The organism is Dyella kyungheensis (assembly GCF_049913195.1).
Lineage (GTDB): Bacteria > Pseudomonadota > Gammaproteobacteria > Xanthomonadales > Rhodanobacteraceae > Dyella > Dyella kyungheensis.
This window is the reverse complement of the sequence record NZ_CP183983.1, coordinates 2,900,532-2,920,109: the sequence shown is the minus strand read 5'-3', so window position 1 is coordinate 2,920,109 and position 19,578 is coordinate 2,900,532. Positions and strand designations below refer to the sequence as shown.

Below are 19,578 nucleotides of genomic sequence, written 5' to 3'. Positions count from 1 at the left end.
CATGGCAAAATTTTCCGAACTTCCTAACGCTAATACTCCAGACGGAAGCGAACTGCTAGCTATATCCCAAACGCAAAGCGGCGATCTTACTTCTGCTAAGTTGAGCTTGAGCGTGTTCGTTTCGTGGTTTCGTGGTCTCACTACGGCCTGGACGAAAAACCAAGTTGTGACGCCGGTAAAGAATGCGACCGCTACGGGTACGGTTACGCTAGACGCGTCCGCGTCCAACAACTTTCGCTGCATTATGACTGGCAACGTCACGCTGGCTAACCCGAGCAATCTGGCTGACGGAATGGTGTTGAACATTCAACTTGTGCAAGATGGCACTGGTAGTCGAACGTTGAGCTTCGGAAGCAAGTTCAAATGGGCGGGTGGGTCTCCGCCAACGTGGGCTACGGCTGCTAACTCTGTGAACTTCATCAGCGCATACTACGACAGCACCTTAGATGTGCTGCTCGCCAACGGCAGCGCGGGGTACGCCTGATGTTTGCTATGGGGCCGCTGCTGCTTACTAATGGCGTGGGCGCGACGCCTCCGGTCACAGTCACCTGGAATCCGTCCGATACAAATGCCAACTTGACGCTGTCGGGCGGAAATCTCGTGCTCACGCGAGGCGCTGGGTCTGCATCGACGTGGTTCTCTAGTCGGGCAACGACCGGACGAAGCTCAGGTAAGCGCGTGTTTGCCAACGTGAACACTACCGCGACTGCATCTAATGACGGCCTGATGACGGGCCTTATGACATTGACCGATTTGCTATCTACTTTTCCCGGGCAGAGCGCCGATAGCTTTGGAATGCATTCCATCAATGCTCGGTGCTACAACAACAACACGCAAGTGGGTACGGACTTCTCGCCGCCCTTTGGTGCGGGGGACACGATATTGTTCGCCGTGGACTTTGCAGCCGGGCTTATTTGGGTCGGCGGCATTAAGTCTGGTGTTGCGACCTGGTCTGGAAACCCTGCGGCAGGAACCGGCGCGCGTTTCACTTTTACAGGTGGCTCGACGCTTTACCCGGCATGCGGCCAGTACCGTCAGCCGCAGGTATCTACAGTCAACTTTAGACCTTCCACTATCACTGGTATATCAGGAATCATGCCTTCCGGGTTCACTGACTGGTAGCCTTAAACGCGATTGACGGACTAACCATTCGGCTAATGCCACAAGCTTTTGCGATTTGATAGTCTCCGCCTGTGGCGGCTCCTGCCGCCCCGACAAGCACAGGGGGCTTCAGCATGAAAGCATGGATAGCACGCGCTAGCGCGACAGCACTGGTGGCCTTGGCCTTGGGCGGCTGCGCAACGGCCTACCAATCCAAAGGACTGACGGGCGGTTTCAGTGAGACGGTGTTATCGCCGGATTCGTTCAAGATCAACTTCTCCGGCAACGGCTTCACGAGCGCCGAGCGCGCTTCGGATTTCGCGGTTCTTCGCGCGGCCGACAAATCGCTGGAGCTGGGCTGCAATTACTTCGGGATCATGAATGAGGCGGATGGCGCCACGGTGGGCTCGGCAACGATAAGCAGTGGTGGCTGGAATCATCACAGCGCCTGGGGCGTATCCAACACGTTCCCCATAGTGAAGCCGAACTCCAGCCTTTTCGTGAAGTGCTCACGCGAACAGGTGGCTGGCGCCAATCTGCTGGATGCCCATTACATCGCGCAATCGATCCGCGCCAAGTACGGCATCAAGACACCCGTTCCAGGCGGCGGCCTGACCCAGCTCGTTGCGCCCTCGGCTCCGCAGGTCACGGCATCTGCCGCGCCCGTGGTGTCGGCTCCGGCGCCTGATCTAGCCGCACTCGTACGTTCGGCTCAGCAGGTGGCGACAAGCCAAGGTTGTGGCGACGTCCATTCCACAGGCGGATCCAGCTTCCAGGCGAAGTGCACGAGCTTTAAGCTCGTCATCGATTGCGATGGCAACTCGTGCCACCCGAGCCGCGCGATCAACAACTGACAGCCATTCGCAACCCATGAGACGCCGCCGGCGTAGGCTGGCGGCATGATCGTCTTCGAACGAAACCTATGGGAGCCTGTCGAGCGGTATTACTTCCGCTCGACCCGAGGCCTGACCCCGATTTGCGAGCTGGCGCGGCAGGGCGATAGCTGGGAGGTGCTGTTCTACCGGGGCGCAACTCGCCCTGGGCCGCATCCATACGACAGCTTCGACCACGCCAAGGCCCACATCATGCGGTTCCTTGCCCCGCGCGAGGACGAGCTACGCGGCCCTGAGGCTGTCTGGGCGGCCGCCAACGCCAATCCAACGGCCACTCCCGCCGGCAACCTCCAGACGCGGCATCCCCGCCGCGCGCGCCGCAGGTCGTCGCTATGACCGCATCCCGGGAAACCACCCAGATCCTCCTGAACAAGCTGGTCGTCCAGCTGCCGCGCCTTCGCCGCGAGAATCCCGATCCCGTCGACTTCCTTTGCGAGCTCGCCGGCCTGGCAGACGTCATCGTGGACGGCGCGGCCCCCGAAGATTTTGACTGGGCCGTGACCAGCGTCGAGGCTATGCTCATTGCTCCCGGGGCGCCCGCCCCTCGCTGAGCTGCTGGCGATGTGCTATTCCGCCGAAGTATGGGAAGACTTCCGCCTGTATGAGCGCATGGGCGGCACGCTCGATATCCACGCATTTGCCCAGATGATGGAGGCGCGCCGCGCGACAGGCGACCTGTTCAAGGTCGTTCCCAAGGCCATGCGCGAGCCGTTCGAGCATCCGCGAAACGAGGGCGAGAAGGACGTCAAGGAGAAGATGCTGGAGGCCTACCGCGCCGCCACGCTGGCGATCGAGGAAGAGATCGCGACCCAGACCGAGCGCCTGGTCAAAGCTGATGCCGTTCTGGCTTCCGCAAAACCCACGAAGAAAGCCGAGAACGACAAGCGCGTTGCGACAAACAAGGTCGCCGCGGCGCGCGAGAAGCTCGAAGAGATGCAGGCGCATGCCCAGTCCGATGGCTTTGGCCGCATGTGGCCAGGTCAGTTCGCGCCTGTATTGATCCGCGACCATTCCACCGGCGCACGCATGATCGTGCCTGCCCGCTACCGCTGCCGGCTGCCGGGCTGGACCAAGGCCATGGAGTTGGAGAAGCCGGGCACGTACAACGCCCGCAAGGACAAGCTGCACACGGTCTGGAAGAAGCTGTTCGGCTACAACCACGGCGTGATTGTGGCCCGGCGCTTCTACGAGAGCGTGTCGCTCCACCGCCTGCAGCAGAGAGAGCTGGTGCCGGGCGAGCGCGACATCCCAGTCGAGATCCGGTTCGAGCCCGAGCCGAAGCAGGAGATGTTCCTGGCGTGCCTGTGGCGCTACGTGGAAGCGACAGACACGGAAGAGGGGTTCTATTCCTTCGCCGCGATCACGCGCGATCCGCCTCCTGAGGTGGCGGCCGCCGGCCACGACCGCTGCATCATCGCTCTGAAGCCCGAGAACATCGACGCATGGCTGGAGCCTGATCCGGGTCACCTGTCAGCCATGTACGCCATCCTGGACGATCCGATCGATGCCTATTACCAGCACGAGCTGCCGGAGAAGCGATGAGCCTGTCTGCCGTGCCGACTGCCGAAGGCGAACGCCGCTACCCCGGCTTCACTGACCGCGAGGTCGAGCCGCCCGTGAGCTATCCGGCCGGCTACAACACCGCGTTTGAGCCACCCGTGCCGTGCACCTGCACACCGGCATGCAAGTCGCGCTGCGCGGGCGAGTGCGGGTGCGAAGCCTGCAAGCTGATGTTTGCGGAGTACGCGGACATGATGGGCTGGTACGGTCCCGAGCCTTTCGTGGCCACCGAGGAACACCTTCAGCAGTACCGCGAGGACCTCGGTCCCCAGGGGCTGAACACCTAGGTTTTCTGGTCCGCAATTCCCATAGACCGCTAGTATTCTCCGGTTTTCAGGTCAGCGAATTTCAAGCCTTTGCGGCCCGCATTTCTGTCTACATGCATGATTTACCGAAGAATCGTTGCGGACTTAAAATCCCTCACCCGCAAGGGTATGACGGTTCCGATTCCCTCTCCGTGACACGTACGGCACGCTTTTCGCCGATTAATCGGCGCGAGGAACTGCTGCCTGGTAATGCGTATCCAGCAACTCGAGGAGAATGTCGCGCGTGGCGACTGCATCCTTGACCAGCGGAATGAAGAGCACATTTAGCCGAAGCTGCAGCTTTTCTTCGGTGAGGATCCCAGCCTTCCTCAGCTCGGTGATGATCTGTTGCTGTTGAGCAAGGTTCACGAGGAGGAAAGCGAACTTCGTGACGACCTCGCCGATGGGTTCGGCGAACTGTCCGGCCGAAGCAGCAGCAGCTCGTACGACCGGGTGCGCCGCCTTGTTGACCTGCCCGTATCTGACCGTATCGATTGCGGCGTCCTGGCCTGCTTCGGCGGCGAACTGCAATTGCATTTCGAGGATGTGCTTGCTCGCGCGTAGCTCCGCCGCCAGTGATCGCGCGAGGACATGAGTATCTCTTTGTGCCGTCCGACGCTCAGCTCCACGCGTGACGAAGTACGTGATGAAGCCGCCGGCCACCACGCCTATTAGCGTCTGGGCAATGGACCATAGCGTGGCCACAATTCCTGGGGAGTCGTGAAGAACGCGGACTGCAAAAAGAGCATCGTTTGGCGCCATGGATCGTTCCTTTAATGCTTGACCAAAAACTGACCAAACCACGAACAAAACAGACCAACGCAGACCCACCAAAGAAAAAGCCACCTAAGCTAATCAATAACTTAGATGGCCATATTGGTGGAGGTGGCGGGAGTCGAACCCGCGTCCGAAGGCGTTTGACGCCCGGTACTACATGCTTAGCTCGCCGTTAGATCTCGTCCCGCGACAGCACAGCGTGCAAAGCGCATCGAAGGACCAGCCTGCTTGATTTAACCCTTACCGACAGGCGGCAGCTTCGGGCGATCTCGTGATAATGACCCTACATCCACGAGCACGAGCACAAGTGGGTTCGGGGCTAGGCCTTAAGCGGCCAGAGCGTAGTTGTCGTCGTTGGCAACTATAAGTTTGCGGCTGGATTAACGAGGAAAGCTGCCCCCTCGGCATGCACCAAGCTATCTCACTACCCCCGTCGAAGCCATGACACCCCCGGGGAAACTGAAACAGTAGCTGGTCAGTCAGTATATGGAGTCGGGAGGGATTTCTACAAGGTGGCACCACGCCGCTATGGTTTGCCCCATCACCACCGAAAGGAACGGCCATGGTGCGGATACGTCAGGCGGTCCTGCACGATGCAGGTGTGTTGACGGAATTGCGTTGTGCGTTTCTGGAAGAAGAGCTCAGGCAGCAGCTGCCGGACGGCTTTGCCGACCAGTTGCGCGGCTGGATCGAGGAGGCCATGCCCGAGGGCCGGCTGCTGGCCTGGCTGGCCGAGGTGGAAGGGCGGGCGGCCGGTTGCGTGATGGTGCACCCGTATACGCACCTGCCTTCGGCCTATTTTGTCCGCGGCGTGGGCTGGTATGTGCTCAATATGTTCGTGAAGCCCGCGCATCGGCGCCAGGGTCTGGCTTCGGCCTTGCTCGCTGCGCTGGGAGCAACGGCGAGGGCGCAGGATATCGATTCCCTCAATCTGCACTCCACCGGCGCCGCGCATTGCATCTATGAGCGCTTCGGTTTCGGCACTTCGGTGGACGCCATGAACATGTCGCTGCGCGAGCATGTGGAGGGATTGTCGGAAGGCGAACCGGGCTCGTGGCGGCGGATGTCAGGCTAATTTGTTGTGCGAACGCATGGTGCGCTGCTTTTCGCGCTGCCAGTCGCGTTCCTTTTCCGCATCGCGCTTGTCGTGCGCCTGCTTGCCCTTGGCCAGGCCGATTTCCACCTTGACCTTGTTGCCCTTCCAGTAGAGGGCCATCGGGATCAGCGTGTAACCCTTGCGCTCGACGGCGCCGATGAGGGTGTCGATCTCCTCACGGTGCAGCAGCACCTTGCGCGTGCGGCGATCGTTCGCCACCACGTGCGTGGATGCGCTGATCAGCGGCGGAATCGAGCAGCCCACCAGGAAGATCTCGCTGCGCAGCACCACCGCGTAGCTGTCGCCGAAGTTGATGCGGCCGGCGCGCAGCGACTTCACTTCCCAGCCCTGCAACTCGAGTCCCGCCTCGAAGCGTTGGTCGATGTGGTACTCGTGGCGCGCGCGTTTGTTCAGCGCGATGGTGCCGCCCGAGTTTTTGTCTTTGTCCTTAGGCTTGGCCATGTCCGTTAAACTTCGGGCTCATTGCCCTGATGATGGTCCCGTCCGTGGAGGGACTGAAATGATGCTCAAGAAGAGGCTGAAGTGATCGAGATCCGCCGCAGCGCCCTGGTGCGATATTCGCCGGACCAGATGTTCGATCTGGTCAATGACGTTGAAGCATACCCAAAGCGCTTCCCCTGGTGTGTCGACGCTCAGGTGCTGGAGCGTGGCGAGGATGTGCTGGTGGCGCGGCTGGATCTCAAGTACATGGGGTTTCGCCAGAGCTTTACCACGCGCAATACCACCGTGCGTCCCAGCCGTCTGCATATGAGCCTGGTCGATGGACCGTTCCGCAGCCTGGACGGGCTATGGGAGTTCATCGCGTTGGGCGATGCCGGTTGCAAGATCTCGTTCGCGCTGGATTTCGATTACGCGGGCAAGCTCGGTGGCGCGGCGATCAAACTGGGTTTCCAGGGGCTGGCCAGCCGCATGGTGGACGATTTCTGCCGCGAGGCGGAGCGTACCTATGGCTGAGCAGGTCACCGTCGAGGTGGTCTTCGCCGAGCCCTCGCGACGCTGGTTGCGAAAAGTCAGCCTTCCCGTGGGCAGCACCGTCGCGCAGGCCATCGAGGCCTCGGGCATCGCGCAGGAAGTATCAGGGCTGGTGGTCGATCCGGCGCGGCTGGGAATCTTTTCCCGCAAGGTGACGCTGGACCACGTGGTAGGCGAGGGCGACCGGGTGGAAATCTACCGGCCGCTCACGCTCGATCCGAAGGAAGCACGCCGGCGCCGCGCCCACGAGGGCTGACGCCGGCCAGCGCGGTCTTAGTGACCGTCGTTGCCGCCGCCGCTGTCGCCACCGCCGCCGCCGCCGTTGTCCCCACCCTTGTCGCCGCCACCGCCGGTGTTCTTGTCACCCTTGGTTTCGTCGACCGGATAGCTGGCGTGGTACTTCTTGGTGTCGTTGATGAGCTTCTGCGCGTCTTCGGCGAAGAAATCGCCTTCGGTGCGGACCAGCACATCGTTGTTGAAGGTGAGCTTGAGCGTATGGACCTTGATGTCGCCGCCGCGGTGCTGCTGGGTGGAGACGTAAGCCCACTCGTTCTGGCTGAAGGGCGAATTCACCGACGGCGAACCCATCAGCACCAGCACCTGGCGCTTGGTCATGCCGGGCTGCAGCTGATCCACGGTCTTCTTGTCGAGCAGGTTGCCCTGTTGCACGTCGGGGGTGTAAATGAGACGGCAGCTGGCCAGCGATAGTGCCAGCATGGCAAAACCCAGCGTGCGAATCAGCTTATGCATGCGTGTTGCGTCCGGATCGTAAAGGTGTCGGATGATACACTAACGGCCTCGTGGCGCCGTGTGCGTGGAGTTTGCTATGGAACAGGAAACCAAAGAACTGCGCAAAGCCGGGCTGAAGGTCACGCACCCCCGCATGCGCATTCTGCAGATCTTCGAAGATGAGGAAGCCCACCATCTCACCGCCGAAGACATTTACAAACGTCTGCTTGCCCACCAGGAAGACATCGGCCTGGCCACCGTCTACCGGGTGCTGACCCAGTTCGAGGCGGCTGGCATCGTGGTCAAGCACAACTTCGAGGGCGGCCAGGCCGTCTACGAACTCGACCGCGGCAAGCACCATGACCACATGATTGATGTGGACAGCGGAAAGGTCATCGAGTTCGTGAGCGAGGAGATCGAGCGCCTGCAGGCCGAGATCGCCGCCCGCCACGGCTACGTGATCGAGGATCACAGCCTGGTGCTGTACGTGCGCCCGAAAAAGGGCCGATAAGCCTGTTCCAGGGGAATCCGGAGGCCGGCAGCGGAAACGTTGCCGGCCTTTTTCGTGGTCGCACGGGCGGCCTGCAAAACCTTCGCCCATAAAAAAAGCCGCGGGAGGACTCCTGTCCGCCCAACGGCTTATCCGATACCGGATGGCTCCTAGGAGGGCGAGTTGCTCGCGCGTCCCGGTTTTGCCACCGATTTCGGCGGAACGGCATCCTGCCGTTCTTCATGTCCACCGTCCCCACGGTTGACATGGCTCACCATCTTGCGATGGTGGCTCCCCCACATCGATGAATCCAGCGTAACGAACCCTTCACACCACGGGTATCGGAAAATTTCCTATGTAACGATCCTAAGTGCGAGCTACGTCACCAGTTTGTGTGTTGCTGCGCAACATTATTCGAAGATGAACGCCCTGGGCCTCCGGCCGGACCCGGAACAGGCCGCCCAGTGAAGTCACCCGGTCGCGCATCCCCTGCATACCGCGACCACCCCGGGGCATGCGGGCCGGCAGTCCGATGCCGTTGTCGCGGATATCCAGCAGGGCCAGTGCCACGCCCTGGCGTTCGCCGATACGCAGGCGCAGCTGGAACGTGTCGGCATGGGCGTGCTTGACCGCATTGGTGGCGCTTTCCTGCACCAGGCGATAGACCACCGTGCGGGTGTCGTCGTCGAGCAGGCGGGGGTCTCCGTGCAATTCGGTGCGATAGGCCACGCCGGCCGCGTTGAGCAGGTCGCGGATCGGACCCTCGTCCAGTGCGCGCAGCAGGCCGAATTCGTCCAGTACGGCGGGGCGCAGGTCGTCCAGCAGGCGATGCAGGGCGCGCCGCATGTGGCCGAGGATGGCGTTGATGGACACGCCGATGTCATCCATGCCGGCCTGCGCCAGACGGGATTGCGCGAGCTTCAGGTGGGTCTGGATGGCGGTGAGGTTCTGGCCCAGTTCGTCGTGCAGTTCCGCCGCCATGTGGCGGCGCTGGTTTTCCTCGGTGCGCAGGTTGCCGCGAGCGGCATCGCGCAGCTGGCGCGCGAGATGGTCGAGACGGCGGTTGACGGCGGCCAGATAGACATTCTGTTCCGCCACCCGCTCGCTGCTGCGGCGAAGCGCATCGGTGGCGGCACCCAGCATCAGCGCGCCGGTGCCTGCCACGGCGAGGAACAGTTCGCCCGGCGCGCCGGGACTGCCGTGGCCCGAGAGATGATCGACCAGGGTCATGCCCAGGCTGGAAATCAGCATGGCCAGGCTGGCGCCGCGCCAGCCGTGCCGGAACGCGAAGAACAGCACCGGCGCCAGCGACAGCACGCGGGCGAACTGCGGCTGCGGCGCCGCATGCGACGAGAGCACCAGCAGGATGGCCAGCGACGGCAGCAGCACCAGCAGGCCATCCATCAGCAGACGGCCGAACGCCCGCTTGTCCAGCCGTGCGCGCAGCAACAGCACCAGCAGCGGCACCACCAACAGCACGCCCACATAGTTGCCGAGCAGATCCTGGCCCAGCGCCTGCATCATCAGGTCGGTGGTGGGGCTGGCGTGGATCAGCGCCAGCAGCACGGCATCGGTGGCGGTGGTGGCCGCCACCGTGAAGGCTGCCGAGAGCAGCAGGCGGGCCACGTCTTCGGGATCGCGCAGGCTGGCGTGCAGGTTGGCCCGGCGCATCAGCCAGAGGCAGCTGGCAACCACCAGCGGTTCGGGCAGCTCCCCGATGAAAAAGCCCCGCCAGCCCATCGGCAGCGGATGGACGAAAGCGATCAGCCCGCTGGCGGCGAACTCGGCGCCGAGCAGCCAAGGCCACATGCGCGTGGGGGCGAGCAGCAGTGCGCCAAAGCGCAGGCCGTAGGGAAGCATCCAATAGGGCTGCTCGGTGGGCCAGAGCAGCAGCCACAGCAGCAGATAGCCAATACCCAGCAGCAGACTGGTACCCGGAAGCGCGGAAGATTTAGATCGCATGCGACCGATGTTACATGGCGTAGGGCAGCGGTCCAGACGGCCATCCGCGTGCTTTGCCGTTCCCGCCCACGGCCTTTCTCCCGGCCGCCTGCGCGCAGAGATCGTCAACCGCCCCCGGGACTGCTATACATGCAGACATGTACAGCATTGTCCTGGTCGATGACCACGCCATTGTCCGCGAGGGGTTCAAGCGGCTGATCGAATTGGAACCGGATCTGGAAGTCGTTGCGGAATGCCGCAGCGCCGACGATGCGGTGGAAGCGGTTGGCTCGTGTCGTCCCGATCTCGTGGCACTCGATCTCTCGCTGCCCGACGGCAGCGGGTTGCCGTTGATCGAGCATCTGCGCAGCGTCGCCTCGGACACGCGCATCGTGGTATTGAGCATGCACGACGGCGAGCCGTACGTATCGGAGGCGCTGCGTCGCGGCGCGAGCGGCTACGTCACCAAGGGCGTGGCGCCGGAGGAATTGGTCGCAGGCCTGCGCGCGGTGATGCAGGGCGAGTGCTTCCTCAGCTCGGATCTGCGCAAGCGGCGCGCCGAACGTCCCAGCGAATCGCGCGATCCGATCTACCGGCTCACCGCGCGCGAACGCGAAGTGTTCCTGCTGCTGGCGGCCGGCCGTGCGCCCAAGCAGGTGGCCGGCGAATTGGGCATTGGCCAGAAGACCGTCTACATCCATCGCGCCAGCCTGATGGGCAAACTGGGGGCGGGTTCGGAACTGGACCTCTACCGCATGGCGGCCGAACGCGGGTTGTTGCCGCGCAAGAACTGATCAGCGATAGCAGCCGTTATTTTGTGGGAGCGATTTTGTGGGAGCGCCCTTGGGCGCGACGTGTGCGCATCGGCGCCTCGCTCCGTCAGGTTGTCGCGCCCAAGGGCGCTCCCACAGAAAGAAATGCGCACGTTCCACCCGCCGGCGTCCAACGCCAGTCCGCTGCTTCTCCTGTATGTAGGAGCGCACCCTGTGCGCGACCATCCTACGGAGCGGTGAAGACGGGGCACCGCGGTCGCGCACAGGGTGCGCTCCTACAGTTAAACGCGTGACCGCTTTAGACCTGCGCCCGCTCCAACATCTGCTTCGCATGCGCCCGCGTCTCGCGGGTGATCTCCACGCCGCCCAACATGCGCGCCAGTTCATCGCGGCGGCCATTGGCGTCGAGCTTCTCGATCCGCGTGCGAGTCGATTCGCCATCGCTGTCTTTGCTCACGCGCAGATGTGCGTGACCTTGTGCCGCGACCTGCGGCAGATGCGTGACGCATAGCACCTGGCGCTGCCCACCGAGCGCACGCAGCTTTTGTCCCACCACCTCGGCCACCGCGCCGCCGATGCCGGTGTCCACTTCGTCGAACACCATGGTGCCGATGGTGTCCTTGCCCAGCGTAGCCACTTCGATGGCCAGGCTGATGCGCGCCAGCTCGCCGCCCGAGGCCACCTTGCGCAGCGCGCGCGGCGGTTGGCCGGGGTTGGCGCTGACCAACAGTTCGCAGCGTTCGCGCCCTTGCGGGTCGGGATCGCTTTCGCTGGTCGCTTCCAGCTCGACCACCAGGCGGCCGCCGCTCATGCCCAGCTCGCCCATCAGCACGCTCACTTCGCCGCCGAGACGTTCGGCGGCCTGCTGGCGGGCCTGGCTCAGTTGAGCGGCATGTTCGCCGTATTGCTGTTGCAGGCGCGTGCGCTGGGTGGCGAGCTTTTCCAGCGCATCGCCGGCGCCTTCCAGTTCGCTGAGTTCGATACGCAGCGTGCCGGCCTTGTCGTGCAGTTCGGCGACGGTCACCCGATGACGGCGCGAGAGTTCATGCAGCCGGGTGAGGTGGGTGTCCACTTCGGCATAACGGTTGGGATCGAGATCGACGTCGAGTGCGTAACGGCCCAGGCCGTCGGCGGCTTCGCTGAGCTGGATGGAGGCGTTGTCCAGCAGTTCCAGCAGCGGTGCCAGGCGATCGTCCAGCGCGGCAAGCTTGGTCATTTCCAGTTGGGCGCGGCCCAGCGCGCGACGCAAGGCGAATTCGCTCTCGCCATCGAGCAGTTCCACCACGCCACCCGCGCCTTCGGCCAGGCGGCCGGCGTTGGCCAGGCGCTTGTGGCTGGCTTCCAGTTCGGTGAGTTCGTCGGCGGGCAGGGCCCACTTGTCCAGCTCGCCCAGTTCGTGGCTCAGCAGCTCGATGCGCTGGTCGCGATCGTCGCCGCCGCTCAGCTTGCGGATGCGGTTGCCCAACTCGCGCCATTGCTGGGCCAGCTCGCGTACCTGTGCCACCAGTGCTTCGTTGCCCGCGTAGGCGTCGAGCAGTTCCATCTGATGGGCACGCGACAGCAACGCCTGGTGTTCGTGCTGGCCGTGGATTTCCACCAGCAGCGTGGCCAGCTCGCCGAGCTGGCTGGCGTTGGCCGGGCGGCCGTTGATCCAGGCGCGCGAGCTGCCCTCGGCGCGGATCACGCGGCGCAGCTGGCAGCTGTCCTCTTCGTCCAGCTCCTCGCGGCGCAGCCATTCGCGGGCTTCGGGCAGCTGGGTCAGGTCGAACTCGGCGGTGAGTTCGGCGCGGTCGCTGCCGGCACGGACCATGCCGCTGTCGGCGCGGGCGCCGGCCAGCAGCATCAGGGCGTCCACGAGCAGGGACTTGCCCGCACCCGTTTCGCCGCTGACGACGGTAAGGCCCGGGCCGAAGGCGATCTCGGCTTCTTCGACGACGGCGAAATGACGAACGTAGAGCGAGGTGAGCATGGGTGGCGGCGTGATGGAGTCGGGGGATTGTAAGGGGATGGGGACGGGGGGCGGGTAGTGGGGGCGCACGCTGGCGTCCGAATGCATCACCGCCATCCGGTTTTGGAACCCCTGCCAGCCATCCCCCATCGCCGTTTCTTGCAAACTTTGCCGCGAGACCTTATTTCTTTCATGTCTCACGGACCGATACTGCATGCCTGCCGCCCCTCTCGATGCCCGCGCACGTCGCCTTTTGCGCACGTTGATCGCCCAGTACCTCGCCGATGGCGAGCCTGTGGGGTCGCGTACGCTGTCGCGCTCGTCCGGGCTGGACGTGAGCCCGGCCACCATCCGCAACATCATGGCCGACCTGGAAGAAGCCGGCTTGGTGGCGTCGCCCCACACCTCGGCGGGCCGTGTGCCTACACCGCGTGGCCTGCGCCTGTTCGTCGACAGTCTGATCGAGCTGCAGCCGTTGCCGCAGGACGAGATGGCCCGCCTGCGCCGCGAACTGCCGCCAGGCCCCACCACCACCCGCGATCTGCTCGGCAACGTCTCCACGCTGCTCTCAGCGATGACCCAATTCGCCGGTGTGGTCACGGTGCCGCGGCAGGTGGACTTCCCCCTGCGCCACATCGACTTCGTGGCTTTGCCCGAGGCCCGCGTGCTGGTGATCCTGGTGTTTTCGGACAACCAGGTGCAGAACCGCATCGTGCAGCTGGCCAAGCCGCTGGAAGGGCGCGAGCTGGAACAGGCGGCCAATTACCTCAATGCCCACTTCGCCGGCCTGCGCCTGGACGATATCCGTGCCCATCTGCTGCGCGAACTGCGCGAGGCCAGCGGCGAGCTCAACCGGCTGATGTCCAGCGCGGTGGAGCTGGCGGCGGCGTCGTTCGCCCCGCAGACCGAAAGCGACGACGTGCTGGTCAGCGGCCAGACCAATCTGATGGGTTATTCGGAACTGGCCAACCTGGAACGCCTGCGCGAGCTATTCGAGGCCTTCCAGCAGAAAAACGAGCTGCTTCAGCTGATGGAGGTGTGCGCCAAAGCCCCGGGCGTGCGGCTGTTCATCGGCGAAGAATCGGGTTTTGCGGCGCTGGACGGTTGCAGTGTGGTCACAGCCAGCTATGGTGCACAGGGCCGCGTGCTGGGTGCCGTGGGAGTTATTGGACCCACCCGTATGGCATACGAACGGGTGATTCCCGTGGTGCAGGCCACTGCCGGTTTGCTTAGCGACGCCTTGAATCGCGTCGCTACGACCTTATAACCCGCTCGGGAGGCGGGGTTTTACCCGCAAGTGTTTGACGGTTGGTGCCTGAGGCACCGGCCATGGATAAGGCTTGGAGTCATTATGCAAAGCAACGATCCAACAGCGTCCACCGAGACGCAGGGCGAGGCGCCCGGCGCCGAGCTGGAAGCACTGAAGGCGCGTATCGCCGAACTGGAAGCCGGCAATTTGGAGCTGCGCGACACCGTGCTGCGCGAAAAGGCGGAAATCGAAAACCAGCGTCGCCGCCTGCATCGCGACGTGGAGCAGGCCCGCCGCTTCGCCAACGAGAAACTGTTGAACGAGCTGCTGCCGATCTACGACGGCCTGGAGCGCGGCTTGCAGGTGGAAGGCGGCGACGTGGCCAGTGTGCGCGAGGGCATTGCGCTCACGCTCAAATCGCTGCTGAAGATTGCCGAGAACAATGGCTTGGTGCAGGTCGATCCGGTGGGGCAGCCGCTGGATCCCGAAAAGCACCACGCCGTGAGCATGGTGGAGGCCCCGGGCGCGGCCCCCAACACGGTCGTCAACGTGCTGCAGAAGGGCTACGTGCTGAACGACCGGCTGCTGCGCCCCGCATTGGTGGCGGTCGCCAAGGAATGACACCCGCGCCGGCGGTCGAGGACGCCTGAACGGCGTCCCCTGCGGGCAACGGTGGCAAGGCATGCGGGGTCTTGTCGGCATTGAGATAAAACCTGCCGAACCCCATCTGGAAATCAGTTCGCGGCCGAGGGGTCGCTCAAGAATTTAGGGAGTAGAGAACATGGGTAAAATCATCGGTATCGACCTGGGCACGACCAACTCGTGCGTCGCCGTGATGGACGGCACCACCGCCAAGGTCATTGAAAACTCGGAAGGCGATCGCACCACGCCGTCCATCGTTGCCTTCACCAAGGACAACGAAGTCATGGTGGGCGCGCCGGCCAAGCGCCAGAGCGTGACCAACCCCAAGAACACCTTCTACGCGGTGAAGCGCCTGATCGGCCGCAAGTTCACCGACGCCGAAGTGCAGAAAGACCTGCACATCGTGCCCTACGGCATCGTCGCGCATGACAACGGCGACGCCTGGGTGCAGACCTCCGACGGCCGCAAGATGGCGCCGCAGGAGATCTCGGCCAAGGTGCTCATGAAGATGAAGAAGACCGCTGAGGATTATCTCGGCGAGCCGGTCACCGAAGCCGTGATCACGGTGCCGGCGTACTTCAACGACAGCCAGCGCCAGGCCACCAAGGACGCCGGCCGCATCGCCGGTCTGGACGTCAAGCGCATCATCAACGAGCCGACCGCCGCTGCGCTGGCGTACGGCCTCGACAAGAAGGGCGCCGATCGCAAGGTGGCCGTGTACGACCTCGGCGGCGGCACCTTCGACGTGTCGATCATCGAGATCGCCGAAGTCGACGGCGAGAAGCAGTTCGAAGTGCTGGCCACCAATGGCGACACCTTCCTGGGTGGCGAAGACTTCGACATGCGCGTCATCGACTACCTCGTCGAGGAATTCAAGAAAGACCAGGGCATGGACCTGCGCAAGGATCCGCTCGCACTGCAGCGCCTGAAGGACGCCGCCGAGCGCGCCAAGATCGAGCTGTCCTCCAGCCACCAGACCGAAGTGAACCTGCCGTACATCACGGCCGACGCTTCCGGTCCCAAGCACCTGACCATCAAGCTCACCCGCGCCAAGCTCGAAGCGCTGGTGGAAGACCTGGTCAAGCGCACCATCGAACCGTGCCGCACCGCGTTGAACGACGCCGGCCTGCGCGTGTCCGACATCAGCGAGGTGATCCTCGTCGGTGGCCAGACCCGCATGCCCAAGGTGCAGGAGTCGGTGAAGGACTTCTTCGGCAAGGAGCCGCGCAAGGACGTCAACCCGGATGAAGCCGTCGCCGTGGGCGCCGCGATCCAGGGCGGCGTGCTGGGCGGTACCGTGAAGGACGTGCTGCTGCTCGACGTCACCCCGCTGTCGCTCGGCATCGAGACGATGGGCGGCGTGATGACCAAGCTGATCGAGAAGAACACCACCGTGCCGACCAAGGCGTCGCAGGTGTTCTCCACCGCCGACGACAACCAGAGCGCGGTCACCGTGCATGTGCTGCAGGGCGAGCGCGAGCGCGCCAGCGCGAACAAGTCGCTGGGCAAGTTCGACCTGCAGGGCATCGATCCGGCGCCGCGCGGCATGCCGCAGATCGAAGTGACCTTCGACATCGACGCCAACGGCATCCTGCACGTGTCGGCCAAGGACAAGAAGAACGGCAAGGAACAGAAGATCGAGATCAAGGCCGGTTCGGGCCTGTCGGAGGACGAGATCAACCGCATGGTGGCCGACGCCGAGGCCAACAAGGAAGAAGACAAGAAGTTCCACGAGCTCGTCGCCACCCGCAACAAGGCCGACCAGCTGGTGCACGCGACCCGCAGTGCGCTCAAGGAGCACGGCGGCAAGGTGCCGGCCGATCAGCTGAGCACCATCGAAGGCGCGTTGTCGGATCTGGAGAAGGTCAAGGACAGCGACGACAAGGCCGCCATCGAGTCGAAGGTCGAGAAGCTCGAGCAGGTGGCGCAGGCGCTGTACGCAGCGGCCCAGGGCGGCGCCGGTCCGCAGGGTGACGCCGGTGCCCACGCCGGTCCGCAGGGCGGCTCCTCGGCCGGCCAGGACGACGTGGTCGATGCCGAGTTCACTGAAGTCAAGGACGATAAGAAGTGAGTTGGTGAAGCCGCATAAGGGGGCCGCTGGCCCCCTTATGCTGTAAATGGTGAATAGTGAACAGGGAAGAGCATGTCGCGGCCGCATCATGGTTTGCGGGTTTGGAAGGACGCCATGCAACTGGTGACGCGCCTTTACCAGGCAACTTCTGCTTTTCCCGATAACGAAGCGTTTGGACTGGTTTCGCAGATGCGCAGAGCCGCTGTCAGCGTTCCATCCAATATTGCAGAAGGAGCCGGCAGAGGCAGTGCCAAGGAATTTGTGCGTTTCCTGCTGATAGCTCGAGGGTCCTTGTCGGAGCTCGATACCCAGGTGCGCATTGCCGAGAACCTTGGATTCCTTCAGGATGCAGGCCCTCTTTTGGATGACCTGGAAGATCTCCAGATTGCCCTCAGTTCTCTCATCAAAGTTCAACGAAAGCGTATCCAGTCATGACGTGCAGCACTCTTCCTATTGACCATTCACAGGCGGCGCAGCCGCCGGCCTCCCAGGCCGAAGGCCGGCTTCACCAACCATGAGCAAGCGTGATTACTACGAAGTCCTGGGTGTGGAACGCACCGTCACCGAGGTCGAACTGAAGAAGTCGTTCCGTCGACTGGCGATGAAGTACCACCCGGACCGTTGCCCGGACGATCCGCATGCGCAGGAAAAATTCAAGGAGGCCAAGGAGGCCTACGAAGTGCTGGCCGATGCGCAGAAGCGCGCGATGTACGACCAGCACGGCCATGCCGCCTTCGAGCACGGCATGGGCGGTCGTGGCGGCGCCGGCGGTTTCGGCGACATGGGCGACATCTTCGGCGATATCTTCGGCGACATCTTCGGCATGGGCGGCGGTGGGCGCGGGCGTTCGCGTCGCGGCTCCGACCTTCGCTACATCATGGAACTCGATCTCGAGGAGGCCGTGTTCGGCGCCGAGAAGAAGATCGAGATTCCCACCCAGGTCAATTGCCATCACTGCAACGGCAGCGGTTCGGCCGACGGCAAGACGGTGACCTGCAAGACCTGCGCGGGCCACGGCCGCGTGCGTATGCAGAACGGCATCTTCTCCATCCAGCAGGCTTGCCCGCATTGCGGTGGCAGCGGCCAGGCGATCGAGAAGCCGTGCCGCCAGTGCGATGGTCAAGGCCGCCAGGAAGAAACGCGCGCACTCTCGGTGAATATTCCCTCGGGCGTGGACAACGGCGACCGCATCCGCCTCACGGGACAGGGCGAAGCCGGCCCGACCGGTGGCGAGGCAGGCGATCTCTACGTCGAAGTGCGTGTGCGTGAGCACGCCATCTTCCAGCGCGACGGGAACGACCTGCATTGCGAACTGCCGATCCGTTTCTCGCAAGCGGCACTGGGCGCGGAGCTGCAGGTGCCCACGCTGGAAGGCGAAGTGCCGATCAATATTCCGCCGGAAACGCAGACAGGGCAGATGTTCCGCCTGCGCGGGCGCGGCGTGAAGTCGGTGCGCAGCAGCCGCACCGGCGACCTGATCTGCCGAGTGGTGGTGGAAACGCCGGTGCGCCTGACCAAGCAGCAGCGCGATCTGCTGGAGCAGCTCGAGGCCACCTTCGACGACGGCGAGGCGGAGAAGCACACGCCGCGCGCCAAGACCTGGGTCGACGGGGTCAAGCAGTTCTGGTCGCGCGTCACGTCGTAATTTTGCGCGACGCATGGTGAGCACAAGCCCCGGCCCATGCCGGGGTTTTGTTTTTGGGCGATTCATTACAGCCGCACACGTGGACGCCCGCTGGCGTTAGCATCAGTTCTTTCGTGCCAGCCCGTCCCAGGAAGGAAGCCGCGTATGACCCAACCCGTCCGCCTTGCCATCAATGGCGCCACCGGCCGCATGGGGCAGGCGCTGCTCGCACTGGTGAAAGACGACGCACGCTTCAGTCTGGTGGCGGCCATCGCCTCGCCGGACTCGTCGAAGCTGGGCCGGCCCGTCGATACCTGCGAGGGCGCGTTGAGCTTCACGCACGAATGGCCGGCGGCGGATGCGTTGGACGTAGTGGTGGATTTCAGCGGCCCGGCCGGTCTTGCCGAAGCGCTGACCTATTGCGAGTCCCACGGCGTGGCCCTGGTGACGGGCACCACCGGGCTCGATGCCACCTTCGCGCAGCGGCTCAGCGCCTCTTCTTCGCGCATTGCGCTGCTGCGGGCGGCCAATTTCAGCCTGGGTGTCGCCGTGCTCACGCGCCTGCTTCGACAGGCCGCGGCGGCGTTGCCGGATTGGGATCTGGACATCATCGAAGCGCATCACAACCGCAAGGAAGACGCGCCTTCGGGCACCGCGCTCGCCTTGGGCGAAGCCGCCGCTGACGCACGCGGCACTTCGTTGCGCGAGAGCGCCGTCTACGCCCGCGAAGGACGCGTGGGGCCGCGCACGCAGGGCACTATCGGTTTTGCCGTGGTGCGCGGCGGCGACATCGTGGGTGAACACGAGTTGTTGCTGATGGGGCAGGGCGAGCGCCTGGAACTGGTGCATCGCGCGACCGATCGATCGATCTTCGCTCGTGGTGCGCTGGAAGCGGCGCACTGGCTTAGTGGCCGCGAAGCGGGCGACTACGATCTCGATGCGATGCTGGCGGAGCGTTCTTCGCGGTAAGACAGCGGGGTTCTTCCGATAACCGGGGCAAGCGGGTGTCGCGCACAGGGTGCGCTCCCACAATGAGTATCGGCCAACATGTGGGAGCGCACCCTGTGCGCGACTCAACGAAAACGGCCACCTTCAGCTTGCGACGCGCCCCGCACAGGAACCGGCTGGTATTCCGACATCGAGGCCAGCTCGCTTGCCTGGTGCCACCCGGGCCCCTAAACTTACGCCGATTGTCATTGGGGAGTAGCCATCCTCACCCCCTCGCGGCCGCTAGTCGGCAGCGATTCCAGAGGAATCCGCGTCAACAGACTTGAAGCTCCGGCTTCATGGCGCGGATGGTCATCGATGCCACCCGGTATCGGCAGCCCGGCGAGACCTTTGGCCACGACGCGCTCACCTTAGCCGGGCGAGCTCGCGTCGCTGAGC

Annotated in this window: 23 protein-coding genes, 1 other RNA gene and 1 riboswitch; of the genes, 18 read left to right on the top strand and 6 right to left on the bottom strand. The window is 63.7% G+C overall.

The features are described from left to right. Position 1 precedes the first annotated feature (1 nt). The 7 genes from ACN9MB_RS12985 (at position 2) to ACN9MB_RS12955 (ending at position 3,841) form a co-directional block, all read left to right on the top strand. Positions 2-484, top strand: a complete 483-nt coding sequence (locus tag ACN9MB_RS12985) for a hypothetical protein (RefSeq protein WP_426269135.1) — start codon at positions 2-4, stop codon at positions 482-484. 194 nt (positions 485-678) lie between these two features. Next, positions 679-1,122: a hypothetical protein gene (locus ACN9MB_RS12980; RefSeq protein ID WP_426269134.1), complete on the top strand. Its 444-nt coding sequence runs from the start codon at positions 679-681 to the stop codon at positions 1,120-1,122. A 113-nt stretch (positions 1,123-1,235) separates the two neighbouring features. Continuing rightward, on the top strand, positions 1,236-1,955 hold the full coding sequence (locus ACN9MB_RS12975; protein ID WP_426269133.1) for a CC0125/CC1285 family lipoprotein: 720 nt from the start codon (positions 1,236-1,238) through the stop codon (positions 1,953-1,955). Positions 1,956-2,000: 45 nt separating this feature from the next. Further along, complete coding sequence (locus ACN9MB_RS12970) at positions 2,001-2,330, top strand: hypothetical protein (protein WP_426269132.1); 330 nt, start codon at positions 2,001-2,003, stop codon at positions 2,328-2,330. After that, positions 2,327-2,545, top strand: coding sequence for a hypothetical protein (locus ACN9MB_RS12965; RefSeq protein ID WP_426269131.1), 219 nt, complete (start codon positions 2,327-2,329; stop codon positions 2,543-2,545). Before ACN9MB_RS12970 ends, ACN9MB_RS12965 begins: the two co-directional genes overlap by 4 nt. 58 nt (positions 2,546-2,603) lie before the next feature. Further along, positions 2,604-3,536 carry an SOS response-associated peptidase family protein gene (locus tag ACN9MB_RS12960; protein WP_426269130.1) on the top strand — a complete coding sequence of 311 codons (933 nt, stop codon included), beginning with the start codon at positions 2,604-2,606 and terminating at the stop codon, positions 3,534-3,536. Next, entirely contained in the window at positions 3,533-3,841 is a 309-nt protein-coding gene (locus ACN9MB_RS12955; RefSeq protein WP_426269129.1) for a hypothetical protein, read from the top strand. The genes ACN9MB_RS12960 and ACN9MB_RS12955 overlap by 4 nt, the downstream gene beginning before the upstream one ends. 198 nt (positions 3,842-4,039) lie before the next feature. Here ACN9MB_RS12955 and ACN9MB_RS12950 read toward each other — a convergent pair whose 3' ends face one another. Next, positions 4,040-4,621: a hypothetical protein gene (locus tag ACN9MB_RS12950; protein WP_426269128.1), complete on the bottom strand. Its 582-nt coding sequence runs from the start codon at positions 4,619-4,621 to the stop codon at positions 4,040-4,042. Between the two features lie 115 nt (positions 4,622-4,736). Further along, positions 4,737-5,088, bottom strand: a transfer-messenger RNA (tmRNA) gene (gene ssrA / locus ACN9MB_RS12945). Between the two features lie 110 nt (positions 5,089-5,198). On the opposite strand from ssrA, the gene ACN9MB_RS12940 reads away from it, so the two are divergent. Beyond that, positions 5,199-5,711 carry a GNAT family N-acetyltransferase gene (locus tag ACN9MB_RS12940; protein ID WP_204636249.1) on the top strand — a complete coding sequence of 171 codons (513 nt, stop codon included), beginning with the start codon at positions 5,199-5,201 and terminating at the stop codon, positions 5,709-5,711. On the opposite strand, the gene smpB is transcribed toward ACN9MB_RS12940, so the two are convergent. After that, positions 5,703-6,194 (bottom strand): SsrA-binding protein SmpB, encoded by a 492-nt coding sequence (smpB, locus tag ACN9MB_RS12935; protein ID WP_204636250.1) that lies wholly within the window; start codon positions 6,192-6,194, stop codon positions 5,703-5,705. The genes ACN9MB_RS12940 and smpB overlap by 9 nt on opposite strands. A gap of 81 nt (positions 6,195-6,275) precedes the next feature. On the opposite strand from smpB, the gene ACN9MB_RS12930 reads away from it, so the two are divergent. Together ACN9MB_RS12930 and ACN9MB_RS12925 are read left to right on the top strand one after the other, a co-directional pair. After that, complete coding sequence (locus ACN9MB_RS12930) at positions 6,276-6,707, top strand: type II toxin-antitoxin system RatA family toxin (RefSeq protein ID WP_426269127.1); 432 nt, start codon at positions 6,276-6,278, stop codon at positions 6,705-6,707. Further along, a complete protein-coding gene (locus tag ACN9MB_RS12925) occupies positions 6,700-6,981 on the top strand; it encodes an RnfH family protein (RefSeq protein WP_426269126.1) in 282 nt (93 codons plus the stop codon). Before ACN9MB_RS12930 ends, ACN9MB_RS12925 begins: the two co-directional genes overlap by 8 nt. A gap of 17 nt (positions 6,982-6,998) precedes the next feature. Here the strand turns inward: ACN9MB_RS12925 and ACN9MB_RS12920 are convergent, their stop codons facing one another. Beyond that, positions 6,999-7,475 (bottom strand): outer membrane protein assembly factor BamE, encoded by a 477-nt coding sequence (locus ACN9MB_RS12920; RefSeq protein WP_204636253.1) that lies wholly within the window; start codon positions 7,473-7,475, stop codon positions 6,999-7,001. Positions 7,476-7,551: 76 nt separating this feature from the next. Here ACN9MB_RS12920 and fur point away from each other — a divergent pair, with 76 nt between their 5' ends. Further along, positions 7,552-7,965, top strand: a complete 414-nt coding sequence (gene fur, locus ACN9MB_RS12915; protein WP_204636254.1) for a ferric iron uptake transcriptional regulator — start codon at positions 7,552-7,554, stop codon at positions 7,963-7,965. A gap of 345 nt (positions 7,966-8,310) precedes the next feature. Here fur and ACN9MB_RS12910 read toward each other — a convergent pair whose 3' ends face one another. Further along, positions 8,311-9,906: an MASE1 domain-containing sensor histidine kinase gene (locus tag ACN9MB_RS12910; protein WP_204636255.1), complete on the bottom strand. Its 1,596-nt coding sequence runs from the start codon at positions 9,904-9,906 to the stop codon at positions 8,311-8,313. A gap of 137 nt (positions 9,907-10,043) precedes the next feature. Here ACN9MB_RS12910 and ACN9MB_RS12905 point away from each other — a divergent pair, with 137 nt between their 5' ends. Beyond that, positions 10,044-10,679, top strand: coding sequence for a response regulator transcription factor (locus ACN9MB_RS12905; protein ID WP_204636256.1), 636 nt, complete (start codon positions 10,044-10,046; stop codon positions 10,677-10,679). A gap of 277 nt (positions 10,680-10,956) precedes the next feature. Here the strand turns inward: ACN9MB_RS12905 and recN are convergent, their stop codons facing one another. Next, complete coding sequence (gene recN, locus ACN9MB_RS12900) at positions 10,957-12,627, bottom strand: DNA repair protein RecN (RefSeq protein ID WP_204636257.1); 1,671 nt, start codon at positions 12,625-12,627, stop codon at positions 10,957-10,959. A gap of 193 nt (positions 12,628-12,820) precedes the next feature. Between recN and hrcA the strand changes: the two genes are divergently transcribed. From hrcA to dapB, 6 genes are all read left to right on the top strand, one after another. Beyond that, positions 12,821-13,873 (top strand): heat-inducible transcriptional repressor HrcA, encoded by a 1,053-nt coding sequence (gene hrcA / locus ACN9MB_RS12895; RefSeq protein ID WP_204636258.1) that lies wholly within the window; start codon positions 12,821-12,823, stop codon positions 13,871-13,873. Positions 13,874-13,957: 84 nt separating this feature from the next. Beyond that, positions 13,958-14,476 (top strand): nucleotide exchange factor GrpE, encoded by a 519-nt coding sequence (gene grpE / locus ACN9MB_RS12890; RefSeq protein ID WP_204636259.1) that lies wholly within the window; start codon positions 13,958-13,960, stop codon positions 14,474-14,476. A 160-nt stretch (positions 14,477-14,636) separates the two neighbouring features. Further along, positions 14,637-16,568 carry a molecular chaperone DnaK gene (dnaK, locus tag ACN9MB_RS12885; RefSeq protein WP_204636260.1) on the top strand — a complete coding sequence of 644 codons (1,932 nt, stop codon included), beginning with the start codon at positions 14,637-14,639 and terminating at the stop codon, positions 16,566-16,568. Positions 16,569-16,682: 114 nt separating this feature from the next. Next, positions 16,683-17,003: a four helix bundle protein gene (locus ACN9MB_RS12880; RefSeq protein WP_426269125.1), complete on the top strand. Its 321-nt coding sequence runs from the start codon at positions 16,683-16,685 to the stop codon at positions 17,001-17,003. 79 nt (positions 17,004-17,082) lie between these two features. Next, on the top strand, positions 17,083-18,213 hold the full coding sequence (gene dnaJ, locus ACN9MB_RS12875) for a molecular chaperone DnaJ (protein ID WP_204636261.1): 1,131 nt from the start codon (positions 17,083-17,085) through the stop codon (positions 18,211-18,213). 144 nt (positions 18,214-18,357) lie between these two features. Continuing rightward, complete coding sequence (dapB, locus tag ACN9MB_RS12870; RefSeq protein WP_204636262.1) at positions 18,358-19,161, top strand: 4-hydroxy-tetrahydrodipicolinate reductase; 804 nt, start codon at positions 18,358-18,360, stop codon at positions 19,159-19,161. Positions 19,162-19,378: 217 nt separating this feature from the next. Continuing rightward, a riboswitch (yybP-ykoY riboswitch) is annotated at positions 19,379-19,506 on the top strand. Positions 19,507-19,578 lie beyond the last annotated feature (72 nt).

Excerpts from the sequence above, each read along its gene's own strand:
- ACN9MB_RS12985 (WP_426269135.1), top strand. The coding sequence starts at position 2 with ATGGCAAAATTTTCCGAACTTCCTAACGCTAATACTCCAGACGGAAGC.
- ACN9MB_RS12975 (WP_426269133.1), top strand. The coding sequence starts at position 1,236 with ATGAAAGCATGGATAGCACGCGCTAGCGCGACAGCACTGGTGGCCTTG.
- ACN9MB_RS12970 (WP_426269132.1), top strand. The coding sequence starts at position 2,001 with ATGATCGTCTTCGAACGAAACCTATGGGAGCCTGTCGAGCGGTATTAC.
- ACN9MB_RS12965 (WP_426269131.1), top strand. The coding sequence starts at position 2,327 with ATGACCGCATCCCGGGAAACCACCCAGATCCTCCTGAACAAGCTGGTC.
- ACN9MB_RS12960 (WP_426269130.1), top strand. The coding sequence starts at position 2,604 with ATGGGCGGCACGCTCGATATCCACGCATTTGCCCAGATGATGGAGGCG.
- ACN9MB_RS12955 (WP_426269129.1), top strand. The coding sequence starts at position 3,533 with ATGAGCCTGTCTGCCGTGCCGACTGCCGAAGGCGAACGCCGCTACCCC.
- ACN9MB_RS12950 (WP_426269128.1), bottom strand. The coding sequence starts at position 4,621 with ATGGCGCCAAACGATGCTCTTTTTGCAGTCCGCGTTCTTCACGACTCC.
- ACN9MB_RS12940 (WP_204636249.1), top strand. The coding sequence starts at position 5,199 with ATGGTGCGGATACGTCAGGCGGTCCTGCACGATGCAGGTGTGTTGACG.
- smpB (WP_204636250.1), bottom strand. The coding sequence starts at position 6,194 with ATGGCCAAGCCTAAGGACAAAGACAAAAACTCGGGCGGCACCATCGCG.
- ACN9MB_RS12925 (WP_426269126.1), top strand. The coding sequence starts at position 6,700 with ATGGCTGAGCAGGTCACCGTCGAGGTGGTCTTCGCCGAGCCCTCGCGA.
- ACN9MB_RS12920 (WP_204636253.1), bottom strand. The coding sequence starts at position 7,475 with ATGCATAAGCTGATTCGCACGCTGGGTTTTGCCATGCTGGCACTATCG.
- fur (WP_204636254.1), top strand. The coding sequence starts at position 7,552 with ATGGAACAGGAAACCAAAGAACTGCGCAAAGCCGGGCTGAAGGTCACG.
- ACN9MB_RS12910 (WP_204636255.1), bottom strand. The coding sequence starts at position 9,906 with ATGCGATCTAAATCTTCCGCGCTTCCGGGTACCAGTCTGCTGCTGGGT.
- ACN9MB_RS12905 (WP_204636256.1), top strand. The coding sequence starts at position 10,044 with ATGTACAGCATTGTCCTGGTCGATGACCACGCCATTGTCCGCGAGGGG.
- recN (WP_204636257.1), bottom strand. The coding sequence starts at position 12,627 with ATGCTCACCTCGCTCTACGTTCGTCATTTCGCCGTCGTCGAAGAAGCC.
- hrcA (WP_204636258.1), top strand. The coding sequence starts at position 12,821 with ATGCCTGCCGCCCCTCTCGATGCCCGCGCACGTCGCCTTTTGCGCACG.
- grpE (WP_204636259.1), top strand. The coding sequence starts at position 13,958 with ATGCAAAGCAACGATCCAACAGCGTCCACCGAGACGCAGGGCGAGGCG.
- dnaK (WP_204636260.1), top strand. The coding sequence starts at position 14,637 with ATGGGTAAAATCATCGGTATCGACCTGGGCACGACCAACTCGTGCGTC.
- ACN9MB_RS12880 (WP_426269125.1), top strand. The coding sequence starts at position 16,683 with ATGCAACTGGTGACGCGCCTTTACCAGGCAACTTCTGCTTTTCCCGAT.
- dnaJ (WP_204636261.1), top strand. The coding sequence starts at position 17,083 with ATGAGCAAGCGTGATTACTACGAAGTCCTGGGTGTGGAACGCACCGTC.
- dapB (WP_204636262.1), top strand. The coding sequence starts at position 18,358 with ATGACCCAACCCGTCCGCCTTGCCATCAATGGCGCCACCGGCCGCATG.